This is a genomic window from Prevotella brunnea (assembly GCF_008016795.1).
Taxonomy (GTDB): domain Bacteria; phylum Bacteroidota; class Bacteroidia; order Bacteroidales; family Bacteroidaceae; genus Prevotella; species Prevotella brunnea.
In genome coordinates this window covers 44,676-57,784 of record NZ_SDIK01000054.1, presented here as the reverse complement: position 1 = coordinate 57,784, position 13,109 = coordinate 44,676, and the positions used below count along the sequence as shown (strand labels likewise).

Here is a 13,109-nt window from a genome sequence, read left to right as displayed (position 1 = left end):
GCATCACATAAAGACAAACCGGTAATGGCGCAGCAACTCAGTGAGGTGTTACAACTGGAGAACAACGAAATGAATTCCTTGCAGGGATACGCACAAATCATTACCTTTGTCGAGAAATGGGAAAGGAAATATCCTGCACTAAGAAAATACAAGGCCGAACGCAACAGTGCCTATTTCACGTATATGGACTTCCCGGCTCAAGTGCAGAGGTGCATATATACGACCAACTGGATTGAAAGGCTCAACAGGAAGTACAGGAGAACCATCCAAATGAGAACATCCATGCCATCAGAGAAGTCTGTCATCTTCCTCCTGGCAGCCGTGGCGATGGAGGAAACAAAGACGACATATGAAAGGAGAATATATCAATTCAAAAACTGGAAAGAAAAGAATAAAATAACAGTGGAAGTACAGAGAAAGGAAAGATGAATTACACACTTTTAAGGACACTACCTTTTGCTCCGTAAAAGGTAAGCTTTTGCATTGCCAAAGGTCATGAATTGGAGTGCAAAAGGCAAGCTTTTAAATAGCAATTAATATCCTTCTGATTATCAGTAAATTACGAAGCATGTCTCGGATGCAGTTTTTGTAATATAATTTCACAATGATGGTCGAGTAGAATATTCACTATCAAGCGTCTGTTTGCCATCACCTGAATACGGATTGAGGACATAAAGGGATATGTGTTATTCGGCATCGGAATAAAATACGTCAAATGTTCATGACTTGATGCAATCTTGTTGATGCTCTTTTGCTGCCTAAAAACAGCTCTTTTACACGGCAAAAGCAAAGGACTTGAATATAAGGGGTGAAGATTTTTTACAAAATTATTTTTTCTGTTTTATCATGTCTGCGTTGAGGTGTGTAACGTAGATGAGTGGCGTGTCCTTGCTTACAATCACTTGATACTTTCCGTTATTTTTGTCTTTACAATCGTAGATACACGCGAACTTGTTAATAGTCCAGCAGGTGTCCTTTTTTGCCGCGTTTTCAATTCTTGCGTAAAAAGCCTTTGAGGGGACGGAGTCGAGCACCAATGTGGCTTTGTAATTACCTCCGCTAACGGTTTCCTCATCGGCGGCGATGCTGATGGAGTCGGGGAGAATCGGTTCTGCTTTCTTGATTTTGTATTTGGGAAATGCCAATTTGGTAATTTGTTGAAGATTTATGCGAACGATTGTGTCTTGTTCTATGGGGGCAAATACTTCAGCTGCGACAGTATCTCCGGTTGGAACATTGTGCACTTTTTGACCGTTGCATGCTGTGAGCAACGCAATTCCGAAAAGTGAGATGATATGTGTGATATATGAACCGGGTGAGTTGTGCATTTGTTTCAGGATTTATTTTTTTGTGTCTCTTTCGGAAGAAGCTTTTTCAATTTTCTCTTGGCTGATGGGTTGTCGGGATAAAGTTCCAAAGCTTTTTTGTAATTGTTTATGGCAGCGGAAGTCATTCCTTCCTTTTCACAATCTTTACCCATGACTACGTATTCAGCTGATAATCTTTTCAAGAGTTGGGCTTGTCGGACTTGTTGCTCTTTAAGTGCTTTGTTCTCATCCTTTAGTCGATTGATGATTTGTAGTTTACGCCTTAAAAACCTTTTGACAATGGGTTTTTCAATGTCATATCTGCTGTGTATGGCCAAGAAGAAGTTTTTTAAGAATGAATCGAAATCTCCCCGCTCGAACGATGCGTTGGCATCGAAATATTCTTTGTCGGCTTTACTTTGCACCAGTGCTTTTTCTATTATGCTCCTATTGTTGAAATGCTCTGCGAAATGTGCTACTTCGGATTTTACGAATATGTCATTTCTTTTTATGGGTTCACGCAAGGTGATTCCTTCCAAACTCTTACATCTCGAGAGTGCAACATAGGTCTGTCCTCCGGCAAAAACCCCTCCGGTAAAATCTATGGTTACGTTCTTAAACGTAAGTCCCTGACTTTTGTGTACGGTTATCGCCCATGCCAGTTTAACGGGGAATTGTTCAAATGTACCTATCTGTTCCTCTTCGATTTTTTGTTCTTCCTCATTGAACCGATATCTGATATTTTCCCATGTCTCTCTTTCCACCTGTAGGTCTTCGTTTTCCTCTGTATGAATGTAGAGCAGCCCATCTTCCTCGTCAATGCCACTAACCGTGCCGAGAGTTCCATTAACCCATTGCTTTTCTATATCGTTTTTGATGAACATGATTTGTGCTCCCACCTTGAGCACCAATTCCATGGATGTGGGAAGGCTGCTTTCTGGAAATTCGCCTGTGATATTTCCGAAAAAAGTAACTTTATCGTTGGGAAGCAGGTCAAGTTGTTGAGAGTTTATCCAATCTACAGTGTCGCGTCTCGAAGATAGGGTAACGGACAAATCGTTGTCCTTTTCTTTTCCAACCGGTTCTTCTTTTTCTTTCGGGCATACCTGTTCGTTGATACGAGCCAAATCCTTATTGTTGATTTGATTCGTGCGAATTCTGTCGAGAATGGAAATAAAAGTGGGGTCGTTTTGTCGATAGACTTTTTGTAGTTCTATGCTGACGAGTGGAATTTGTTGGAACACTTTTGCGTCGAAGAAGTAGCTGCTTTGATAAAATGCTTGAAGCAATTTTCTGTCCTCTTCTTTCAGAACAGGTTCCAATTGATAAATGTCTCCGACAAACAGCATTTGTTTCCCACCGAACGGCTCTCGCATGTTGCGATTGTAAACACGAAGTACTTTGTCGATAAAGTCGATGATATCAGCCCTTACCATACTGATTTCATCAATAATGATAAGTTCCACCTCGCGCAAAAGTTTTTGTTTGTCGGAATTGTATTTTAGGGCGTTCCGTATATTTCTTACGGAGTATTGTTGGTCGTTTGGGAGAAGGGGATGAAAGGGAAGTTTGAAGAAACTGTGCAGTGTTGATCCACCGGCATTAATGGCCGCGATGCCGGTTGGGGCTAATATAATATGCTTTTTCTTGGTAGTCGCGGCGATGTAGTGCAGGAATGTCGATTTTCCCGTTCCTGCTCTGCCGGTCAGAAAAAGAGAATTATGCGTGAACTGAATAATTTGGAGTGCCTTCTGAAAATCCTCATTATTCAGTTCTATGCCATTAATGTCAATTTTGTTTTTCGACATTATTAGTTTTCAATGGGTTCTATTTTGGGCTTGGTGATTGGTGGCATCGGATGCTTGGGAACATTTGGTGCAGGTATCGATCGTTGCGCGTCTTCTTCGGGTACAATGTTCGGATTGCTTTCGCTTTCTTGTGTATTGTCTTCGTCCTCATCAGATTCTTGCGTCTCTTTTCTCTTTTCCCTTAGGTAAAGTTCAAGACTATCAACTTCATGGCGTCTTGGTTGTACCTCTTGGCAATTATACATCTCAGCGTCAATTTCGTCGGTATTGTTTATCCATTTTGCGTGATATTTTCTGAATTTGTTGTCCCGTAGAATGGAATAGATGAAGTTACCACAAATGGGCAAAGCTGTCTTGGAACCTTGTCCCAACGCACCGGTTCGGAAATGGATGCTTCTATATTCTCCTCCGACCCATGCCCCCACAACAAGTTTGGGACTTACCGCCATGAACCAAGCGTCAGAGTGGTTGTTTGTAGTACCGGTTTTTCCTCCCCAATCGGTATCGCCAATGATATATTGGCTCAAGGAACGACTCGTGCCTCTGCCGTCAGTGATACCGGCTTTCAATAGTTGTTGCATGAAGAAAGCACTCTTGTATTGCATCACTTGTTTTGTCTCGTTGGGTGCCACATAGACCTCATTTCCATCTTTATCTACAATCTTTGTTACGACCACGGGTTCGTGAAATTCTCCATCGTTGGCAACCGTGCAATAGGAATTGACCATTTCCAGCAAGTTTACATCGCTTGATCCCAAAGCCAGCGAAGGCTCGTCATCTAACGGACTCTTTATCCCCATGTCTTGGGCGGTTCTGATGATGTTTTTAATTCCCATTTCCTGTCCCAGTCTCACCGCGATGGTATTGATACTTCTCGCGAACGCTGTCTTTAGCGTAACGGAATCGCCGGAATATCTTCCGTTGGCATTACCGGGAGTCCATGTCTTTATAAGTCCTGTTTTTTTATCGGGAACCTGCATGCTGATAAATTCATCGCGTCGCTTATCGCAAGGTGTCAGTCCTTGGTTCATCGCTTCCGAATAGACAAACAGCTTGAAGGTAGAACCCGGTTGTCGGGCAGCTGTTACCTTGTCGTATTTCCATGTCTTGAAATCCACATCGCCCACCCATGCTCTTACTGCACCGGTCTGAGGCTCCATAGCCACCATGGAACAGTGCATGAATTTCACCATATACCTTATGGAATCCAATGACGATATTTCTTTTGTGATATAGCCTTTTTCGTAGTCAAAGAGTTGAACAGTGTGTGGCTTATTCAGATAATAAAGCACGCTGTCCTGTTGGTTGGGATATTTCTCTAACAGCTTTTTATAGAAAGGTTGTTTTTCAGCGATACTTTCGATAAACCCGGGTACTAATTTTCCATTCTCGTCTCGCCACGGATCTTGCCCACTCCAATGATTGTTGAAGTCCTTTTGTATTTTTTTCATCTGTTTCATGGCAGCTTCTTCCGCATATTTTTGCATACGCGTATCTATCGTGGTATAGATTTTAAGTCCGCTGCTGTAGAGGTCATAGCCGTTTTCGCTTGCCCAATCTTTTAAGTAGTTGGCTATATATTCCCTGAAATAGAGTGCTTGTCCGTCATAGTTCTCTTCCACGTGAACGTCCAATTTCGTTTGTATTTTCGATATGGCATCGTATTCTGTTCTTGATAACTTGTTGTGTGTTACCATATTGTATAAAACGGTGTTCCTTCTCTCCAAAGAGTTCTTGGGATTGGTGATGGGGTTGTAATACGTGGTAGCTTTCAACATTCCCACCAGTGTTGCAACCTGATCAAGTGTCAGTTTTGCCGGCGTCGTGTTGAAATAGGTTCTTGCGGCAGTCTTAATACCATAAGCATTATTACCGAAATCCACGGTGTTGGCATACATCGTCAAGATGTCTTTCTTGGAATAGATGAGTTCGAGTTTGAGGGCAATTATCCATTCCTTGCTTTTCATGATTAACATTCTGATACCCGGAATTTTGCCCAATAATCCGGTTGAATATTGAGTACGAACTCGGAACATGTTTTTTGCCAACTGTTGGGTGATGGTGGAAGCTCCGCGAGCACCGTCTTTGGTAACGGCATCTTTCAATGCACCTGCCAAACCTAAATAATCTACTCCATGGTGGCTGTAAAATCTTTCATCCTCAGTGCTAATCAAAGCATTCCAAAAATGAGGTGTTACCTCCTCATATTTCACGGGAGAGCGATTCTCCTTGAAGAACTTACCTATCAATACTGAGTCTGAACTGTAAATTTCTGAAGCGGCAAAAGTTTGTGGTGTCTTGATGTCTATAAATCCCGGAGATTTTCCAAATAGCCATAAGAAGTTAATATCTACCATTCCGAAGTATAAAAAGACACAAACTATCAATGACACCACTGCGAGAGCAGTCTTAGTGTACCATTTTCTGCCTTTATATAGATTCCTGTACCAAGGGAAGAATTGGCGTATTCCCATAAATAATTGCTTTATGAAATTCAAAATACCTTTCATCGTCTATAACGTATTCTTGTCATTGAGTAGTTTTCTACAATGCAAATTTAATGGATTTGGTATGAAGAAAGATTATTTGTAATGTAGTTTAACAATTCTTCAACGTCGTTTGGTTCAAACCATCTCATGGAAGTGTCTTTTTTTAACCATGTGAGCTGTTTTCTCGCATATCTTCGTGTATTGCTTTGAATTTTGAGAATTGCTTCATCCAAAGTGGTCAGCCCGTCAAGGTAATCAAACATTTCTTTGTATCCCACAGTGTTGAGCGCATTGAGATGTCGGTAAGAATAAACGTTCAAAGCCTCTTTTATCAGTCCTTCAGCAATCATGTTGCGGGTTCTTTGATTGATTCGGGCATATAACTCTTCTCGTGGTCTGTTCAGACCTATCTTGATAATTTTGAAAGGACGCTTTTTTTTCTTTCTTTTGCGAAAAGAGGTGTATGTCGTGCCTGACTGATGACAAATCTCCAATGCGTGAATTACTCTTCTCGGGTTTTTCCGATCAACAATTTTCCAATGTTCATAGTCGAGGGATTTTAATTCATCGACAAGAGTTTCTAATCCTTCTTTTTCAAGTCTCCGTTTCATTTCGGTTCGAACCGCATCACTTATCGTGGGCATTTCGTCTATGCTGTTGCAAACCGCATCAATGTACATCATGGAACCGCCACTAAGGATGAAAGACGTTTGTGGTTGTTGAGCCATCAGTTCCAATACCTTTTCTTCATATAAACTCGCCGAGAAATAATCGGTAATATGAAGATTTCCAACAAAATAATGTTTTACTTTTGCCAATTGTTCTTTTGTTGGTGCTGCGGTACCTATTGGCAGCTCGGCATAAATCTGTCTTGAATCGGCATTTATAATTGGAATGTTTAGGCTTTCAGCCACTTCCAGTACCAAATCGGTCTTTCCCACACCGGTGGGACCGGTTACAACTATCAGGGTCTGTGGCTCCAATCGTATGCTATTTAATGATTCCTCGTTCGGAAGTTTCCACAAAGTCGATAATATTTTTTACTTCTTGCGTCAGTTCCATGGTGTCTTTTATCTTCTGCATATTCTCTGCTCTTGTGCCTTCGCTGTACAGAATACGATATGCGTTATGTATTTGGTCGATTTGTTCTTTGCTAAATCCCCTCCGGCGAAGCCCGATGATATTGATACCGGTATATCTTATGGGGTCTCTGCCCGCTAAAATGTATGGAGGTATGTCTTGCGAAAATCTGCTTCCACCTTGAATCATTACGTTTCTGCCAATTTTGCAGAACTGATGGCAAAGAACAGCTGCGGAGATAACTGCAAAATCATCTATTGTTACTTCTCCTGCGAATTTCGTGGAGTTTCCCACAATGATGTGCGAGCCTATGATACAATCGTGAGCGATGTGCATGTTTTCCATGAAAAGATTATAATCGCCAACAATCGTTGTTCCTTTGGAGGCGGTACCCCGCGATATGGTAACATTCTCACGGATAGAGTTGTGGTTGCCAATTTCGCAAATTGTATCTTCACCTTGAAACTTTAAGTCTTGTGGTTTTGTGGAAATACTTGCACCCGGAAAGAATTCATTGCCATCCCCAATCCTTGCACCATAGTTGATGGTTACACTGTTTTGGAGTATATTGTTATCGCCGAGGATGGTATTATCATCTATGTAACAAAAGGGACCGATAATGTTGTTTTCTCCAAGTTGGGCATTTGGGTGAATAAATGCCATTGGGCTTATTTTGTTCATTTTGGGGCTTTTATTTGTTTTTAACAATTTGAGCTGTGAAAGAAGACTCCGCAACAACTTGATCGCCTACAAACATATAGCCCTTCATTGAGCTGATGCCATGTCTTACCGGAGATAACAATTCTACTCTGAAAAGTAACGTGTCGCCCGGGACAACTTTCTTTCTGAATTTTACATCATCAATCTTTAAGAAATAGGTTGACCATCGCTCCGGTTCCTCTACTTGCGATAACACCAAGATTCCGCCACATTGTGCCATGGCTTCTATTTGGAGAACACCGGGCATTACCGGTTCTTGTGGAAAGTGTCCCTGAAAGAACATTTCGTTGCTTGTTACGTTCTTTACGCCTACAATACTGGTGGAGCCCATCGCGATTATTTTATCAACCAGCTGCATGGGGTATCTGTGGGGGAGTAACTCCCTGATGCGGATATTGTCCATCAGTGGTTCTTCATTTGGGTCGTAAATTGGAGCTTGGATTTCATGTTTGCGTATTTCTCTGCGTAAGAGTCTTGAAAATTTATTATTGACAGTGTGCCCCGGTCGGGTAGCTACAATACGCCCCTTGATAGGCTTACCGATTAAAGCTACATCGCCAATGATATCAAGCAGTTTGTGTCTGGTACATTCATTGTCCCACATTAGTGGTTTGTGCTGAATATATCCTATGGCATTGGCATCGATACGCTGCACTTTAAGCAGGTCTGCCAATTGGTTTAATCTTTCTTGCTCTACTTGTTTTTCGTAGATTACAATCGCATTGTCAAGATCCCCTCCTTTGATCATGTCAGCTTTCAGTAATGGCATAATGTCTCTTACAAAGACAAAAGTTCGTGCCGGAGCTATTTCTGAAGCAAATTCATCTATACTGTCCAAAGTTGCGAATTGGCTGCTTATGAACTTCGATTCAAAAGAACACATCGCCGTGATAGAGAATTGTTCATCGGGAAATATTGTAATGACGGAATCTCCATCCTTGATTTCAATCTTTTTGCGTATGATGTAGTAGTCTTTAGGGGCTTTTTGCTCAACGATGCCAACTTCTTTAATCTTTTCTACATATTTGGCTGATGACCCATCCAAGATAGGAAATTCCGGACCGTTTATTTGTATGAGGCAGTTGTCAATACCCATAGCATATAGAGCAGCCATGCCATGCTCAATAGTACTTACACGAACATCTCCGCGAGCGATGACTGTTCCCCTTTGAGTGTCAATCACGTTTTCCGCAACTGCGTCTATGATGGGCTGATTATCTAAATCTATTCGTTGGATTTTGTAGCCTGTATTATCCGGTGCAGGATTAAAGGTAATTGTCAGGCTGTATCCCGTGTGTAATCCTTTGCCGAAGAGAGAGAAACTTCCCTTGAGCGTTTTCTGCTTTGTAGTTTCCATTATCAGTTACTTATTCTTTTTCAGTTCTTCTATTTCTTTTTGTAAAGCATTTAGTTGTTTGTACATTTCAGGTAGTTTTCTGAATATTGCTTGAGACTTGAAATATGGCTTTGATTCCATGGGAGGAGTTCCTATCAGCGTTTGATTGCTTTTGAGGTTACCGGGAACTCCGGATTGCGCACCGAGAAAAACTTTGTCGCCAATTTCAATATGACCGGCTATTCCCACCTGTCCTCCGAACATACACCATTGCCCAACTTTGGTTGAGCCTGCGATGCCCACTTGAGCACTCATGACTGTATTTTCCCCTATGTCATTGTTGTGGGCTATTTGAACAAGGTTATCTATCTTAACTCCTTTGCGCAGATAGGTGCTTCCCATCGTTGAGCGGTCTATGCAAGTATTCGCACCTATCTCAACATTATCTTCTATGGTTACTATTCCTATTTGTGGGATTTTATCGTAGTTGTTGTTTTCGTGGTTAGGGGCAAAACCAAAGCCATCGGCACCGATTACAGCTCCGGAGTGAATGATGACATTGTTACCCAACTTGCATTCATGATAAATGCTGACATTCGGATATATGATGCAATTGTTTCCCAATGTGCAATTGTCCATCACGGTTGCGTGTGGGTAGATTTGTGCTCCATCGCCAACAATCGTGTTATCCCCAACGTATGCAAACGCCCCTATATATACATTGTTACCAATTTTTGCTTTTGGTGAGATAAACGCCAAAGGATCAATACCTTGTTTCTTAGGCTTCATACTCTCATAGAGTTGTAATAGTCTTGCTACACAATCTCTTGCGTTTTTTACACGAATTAGCGTGGTAGTGGTCGGTTTCTCTGTTTTGATGTCTTCATCCACCAAAACAATGGTGCTGTCAGTTTCGTAGAGGTAGTGCGTATATTTGGGATTTGCCAAGAATGATATATCACCTTTCTTTCCATCCTCTATTTTCGCGAAAGAATTGATACGCGCATTTTCGTCTCCTTCTATGCGTCCTTGTATGAATTGTGCGATTTGCTTTGCGGTAAATTCCATTATTACTGTTTGTGCTTAATTTTGCAAAGATAACAAACTTTTGTCATATTCTATGATAACATAAGTAATATTTGCGAATTTTTTTTGATAGAAGATCAATATTAAGAATTTCAGAAGCTTCTGTAATATCTTTTAGTTGACCATCTTTTGATAGGATGCTTATGTGATCGTCGTTAATGTCGTACATGTCTTTTTGAATTGTGTCATTACACACCAAGTACTTTGTATCCTCGTAATCTAAGTTGAGTGCACTGCAGAGTTTATGTCTTTGTTCTTCGATGGCGTATTTCGAAATAGGTCCTTCATGTATCTCAACCTTAAATAATTTTCGATTAATAAAGTCAGAGGCAAGAGTAGATAAGACAGTATCCTCATTGTTCTTCCAAACTTTCAGCGCGGACCAAAGGTCGTTATCGTCCAATTCAATATAATTTTGAAGTGCTTCCGAATTCTGATGAAAGAAATTGGTATCAACATCATTTTCAAGAAAGAACTGAAGCGATGGGGAGGCAAAGAGTTCTTTCCCTTTTCTTACCAACTCCTTGGCTCGCAACAATGTGTTGATAAGAATCTTTTCATATCCAACGGCTGTTTTGTGCAAATAGACCTGCCAATACATCAAGCGTCTTGTGGTGAGATAGTTCTCAATGGAATAAATTCCTTTTTGTTCCACCACAAGTGCGTCGTTCACCACATTCAGCATCTTGATAATTCTTGCCGACCCTATATTTCCTTCCGTTACGCCGGTAAAGAAGCTATCCCTCCTAAGATAATCCAGTCTATCCATATCCAGCTGACTGCTAATAAGTTGGTGCAGGAAACGTTTGGGATACTCGTCCTTAAAAATTTTTATTGCCAAACACAGCTCTCCATTCATATCCTTATTAATATAGTCCATCATCATGAGTGATATTTCCTCGTGCGATATTCCTTGAATCAATGTGTTTTCAAGAACATGAGAGAACGGACCATGCCCTATATCGTGCATGAGGATAGCTGCTTGAACGGCTTCTGCCTCACTGTCGAAAATGAATACACCTTTTTGCTGAAGCGATAATATAGCCTCACCCATCAGATGGAAAGCACCTAATGAGTGTTGAAACCTTGTGTGTTGAGCACCCGGATAAACAACGGAAGTTACTCCGAGTTGTTTGATTCTTGAGAGCCGTTGCATCAGCGGATGCTTAATAATATCAAGTAGAATTCCTCTTGGTATTCGTATAAAGCCAAAAACCGGGTCGCTGATTATTTTGTTATCGTTCATTGTTAAAGGTGATGCCGTGGTTCAAAACAGAATACGAGCCTTTGAAAGTCAAAGTCTTGCAAGTTCTTTTTCCATTTCTTCTTGCAATTCTTTAGCTTTCTTGGCAGCTTCTTCGGCAAAGCTCTCGCCATTATCAGCATAGATTATTCCCCTTGAGGAATTTACGATTAGTCCGCAATCTTTTGTTATTCCATATTTGCAGACTTCTTGCAGACTTCCTCCTTGTGCGCCAACTCCCGGCACTAAAAGGAAATTATCCGGAACAAATCTTCTTATGTTTTCAAACAAACGTCCTTGAGTGGCACCTACCACATACATGAGATTGTCAGGTGTTCCCCATTCTTGAGATTTTGTCAGAACGTGTTCGAAAAGTCGAGTTCCTTTTTTGTCTTCCAAAAATTGAAAATCCTTGCTTCCTTTGTTGCTGGTCAAAGCCAACAATACCACCCATTTGTTATCATATTCGAGGAAAGGCTTTACGGAGTCCTCTCCCATATAAGGAGCTACGGTAACGGAATCGATGTCATATTCTCCAAAGAATGTTTGAGCATACATTCTCGATGTATTCCCAATGTCTCCCCGTTTAGCATCAGCGATGATAAAATGATTCGGATAGTTAGATTTCAAATATTGAATTGTCTTCTCAAAAGCATGCATCCCCTTCAATCCGTAGCATTCGTAAAACGCCAAATTGGGTTTATAGGCGATGCAATAAGGAGCGGTTGCGTCAATGATGCGTTTGTTAAATGTGAATATTGGATCTTCATTCTTTAAAATAAATGCAGGAACCTTGTTCAAGTCGGTATCTAAACCTACACACAAAAAGGTTTTCTTCGTAAAGATGTGTTCAACTAATTGTTTTCTGTTCATAATATAAAAATATCTCCCATCTTAATGAAAAGATGAGAGAGGTTAATGATTATAGTTCCGATTCTTTTAGTTTTTCTGCATTTTCTGCAACGGTCAATGCGTCAATCATGTCTTGAATGTCTCCATTCATGAAACCTTGCAAATCATGCGTTGTATAACCAATTCTATGGTCTGTAACCCTACCTTGCGGATAGTTGTATGTTCTGATTTTAGCTGAGCGATCACCTGTAGAGACAAGGCTCTTGCGTCGGGTGGCGATATCGTTTACATATTTTTGATGCTCCCTGTCGTAGATGAAAGTGCGCAGTCTCGACAATGCTCTTTCTTTGTTCTTCGGTTGATCGCGTGTTTCAGTACATTCTATCAAGATTTCCTCCACTTCACCCGTGTTAGGGTTTTTCCACGGATAACGTAGGCGCACGCCTGATTCTACCTTGTTTACGTTCTGTCCACCGGCACCACTCGAACGGAACGTATCCCATTTTATATCGCCTTCATTGATGTTCACTTCAAATTTATCAGCTTCAGGCAATACTGCCACCGTGGCAGCCGATGTGTGCATTCTACCTTGGGTTTCTGTGGCTGGGACGCGTTGAACTCGATGAACTCCTGATTCGTATTTCAGCACACCGTAAACCCCATCTCCTGAAATGGCAAAGTCGATTTCCTTGAAACCTCCCACTGCACCTTCCGAAGCAGCTGTTACCGACAATGTCCATCCTTTCTTGTCGCAGTATTTCTTATACATACTGAAAAGGTCGCCGGCAAAGAGAGCCGCCTCGTCTCCACCGGTTCCGGCTCTAACCTCCATCTGTACATTTTTATCGTCTTCAGGATCTTTGGGCACAAGAAGCAACTTTATCTCTTCTTCCAAGTCAGGGCGCAGTTCTTCGTTCTCGTTTAGTTCCATCCTTGCCATTTCCTTCATGTCCGGATCGCTCTCGTTGGCGAGAATATCTTTGGCTTCTTTAATGGTTGTCAGGCAAGTTATGTATCGCTTACGAGCATTCATGATGTCGTTAAGTTCTTTATATTCCTTTGTGAGTTTAACATATCTCTCCTGATCTGCAATCACTTCCGGGTCGGTAATGAGAGTGGAAACTTCTTCAAATCTGGCTTCGAGACCATCTAATTTCTCTAATATGTTGTTTTCTGCCATGCGCTATT

11 protein-coding genes are annotated in these 13,109 nt (G+C 41.3%); 1 reads left to right on the top strand and 10 read right to left on the bottom strand.

Annotation, left to right across the window (positions count from 1 at the left end; all coding sequences use genetic code 11):
* Nucleotides 1–429: transposase (locus tag ETF27_RS07380; protein WP_240048151.1), on the top strand; the 429-nt coding region annotated here is incomplete at its 5' end.
* 398 nt (nucleotides 430–827) lie between these two features.
* Here the strand turns inward: ETF27_RS07380 and ETF27_RS07375 are convergent.
* From ETF27_RS07375 to prfA, 10 genes are read right to left on the bottom strand one after another with little or no spacing between them, the layout of a single operon-like run.
* Complete coding sequence (locus tag ETF27_RS07375) at nucleotides 828–1,328, bottom strand: hypothetical protein (RefSeq protein ID WP_130828605.1); 501 nt, start codon at nucleotides 1,326–1,328, stop codon at nucleotides 828–830.
* 5 nt (nucleotides 1,329–1,333) lie between these two features.
* Complete coding sequence (locus ETF27_RS07370) at nucleotides 1,334–3,115, bottom strand: AAA family ATPase (RefSeq protein ID WP_130828606.1); 1,782 nt, start codon at nucleotides 3,113–3,115, stop codon at nucleotides 1,334–1,336.
* A 2-nt stretch (nucleotides 3,116–3,117) separates the two neighbouring features.
* On the bottom strand, nucleotides 3,118–5,625 hold the full coding sequence (locus ETF27_RS07365; RefSeq protein WP_130828607.1) for a transglycosylase domain-containing protein: 2,508 nt from the start codon (nucleotides 5,623–5,625) through the stop codon (nucleotides 3,118–3,120).
* A 47-nt stretch (nucleotides 5,626–5,672) separates the two neighbouring features.
* Nucleotides 5,673–6,587, bottom strand: a complete 915-nt coding sequence (miaA, locus tag ETF27_RS07360) for a tRNA (adenosine(37)-N6)-dimethylallyltransferase MiaA (RefSeq protein WP_130829713.1) — start codon at nucleotides 6,585–6,587, stop codon at nucleotides 5,673–5,675.
* 7 nt (nucleotides 6,588–6,594) lie between these two features.
* Entirely contained in the window at nucleotides 6,595–7,365 is a 771-nt protein-coding gene (gene lpxA / locus ETF27_RS07355; RefSeq protein WP_130828608.1) for an acyl-ACP--UDP-N-acetylglucosamine O-acyltransferase, read from the bottom strand.
* Nucleotides 7,366–7,375: 10 nt separating this feature from the next.
* Nucleotides 7,376–8,761, bottom strand: a complete 1,386-nt coding sequence (locus ETF27_RS07350) for a bifunctional UDP-3-O-[3-hydroxymyristoyl] N-acetylglucosamine deacetylase/3-hydroxyacyl-ACP dehydratase (RefSeq protein ID WP_130828609.1) — start codon at nucleotides 8,759–8,761, stop codon at nucleotides 7,376–7,378.
* Between the two features lie 6 nt (nucleotides 8,762–8,767).
* Nucleotides 8,768–9,808: a UDP-3-O-(3-hydroxymyristoyl)glucosamine N-acyltransferase gene (gene lpxD, locus ETF27_RS07345; protein WP_130828610.1), complete on the bottom strand. Its 1,041-nt coding sequence runs from the start codon at nucleotides 9,806–9,808 to the stop codon at nucleotides 8,768–8,770.
* Nucleotides 9,809–9,851: 43 nt separating this feature from the next.
* A complete protein-coding gene (locus tag ETF27_RS07340) occupies nucleotides 9,852–11,072 on the bottom strand; it encodes an HD domain-containing protein (RefSeq protein ID WP_147785643.1) in 1,221 nt (406 codons plus the stop codon).
* Between the two features lie 48 nt (nucleotides 11,073–11,120).
* Nucleotides 11,121–11,942, bottom strand: coding sequence for an orotidine-5'-phosphate decarboxylase (pyrF, locus tag ETF27_RS07335; protein WP_130828612.1), 822 nt, complete (start codon nucleotides 11,940–11,942; stop codon nucleotides 11,121–11,123).
* A 49-nt stretch (nucleotides 11,943–11,991) separates the two neighbouring features.
* Nucleotides 11,992–13,101: a peptide chain release factor 1 gene (gene prfA / locus ETF27_RS07330; RefSeq protein ID WP_147785642.1), complete on the bottom strand. Its 1,110-nt coding sequence runs from the start codon at nucleotides 13,099–13,101 to the stop codon at nucleotides 11,992–11,994.
* Between the last annotated feature and the right edge of the window lie 8 nt (nucleotides 13,102–13,109).

Bases quoted from the DNA above. Each gene is read 5' to 3' on its own strand.
- ETF27_RS07375 (WP_130828605.1), bottom strand. From the start codon at position 1,328: ATGCACAACTCACCCGGTTCATATATCACACATATCATCTCACTTTTC.
- ETF27_RS07370 (WP_130828606.1), bottom strand. From the start codon at position 3,115: ATGTCGAAAAACAAAATTGACATTAATGGCATAGAACTGAATAATGAG.
- ETF27_RS07365 (WP_130828607.1), bottom strand. From the start codon at position 5,625: ATGAAAGGTATTTTGAATTTCATAAAGCAATTATTTATGGGAATACGC.
- lpxA (WP_130828608.1), bottom strand. From the start codon at position 7,365: ATGAACAAAATAAGCCCAATGGCATTTATTCACCCAAATGCCCAACTT.
- ETF27_RS07350 (WP_130828609.1), bottom strand. From the start codon at position 8,761: ATGGAAACTACAAAGCAGAAAACGCTCAAGGGAAGTTTCTCTCTCTTC.
- lpxD (WP_130828610.1), bottom strand. From the start codon at position 9,808: ATGGAATTTACCGCAAAGCAAATCGCACAATTCATACAAGGACGCATA.
- ETF27_RS07340 (WP_147785643.1), bottom strand. From the start codon at position 11,072: ATGAACGATAACAAAATAATCAGCGACCCGGTTTTTGGCTTTATACGA.
- pyrF (WP_130828612.1), bottom strand. From the start codon at position 11,942: ATGAACAGAAAACAATTAGTTGAACACATCTTTACGAAGAAAACCTTT.
- prfA (WP_147785642.1), bottom strand. From the start codon at position 13,101: ATGGCAGAAAACAACATATTAGAGAAATTAGATGGTCTCGAAGCCAGA.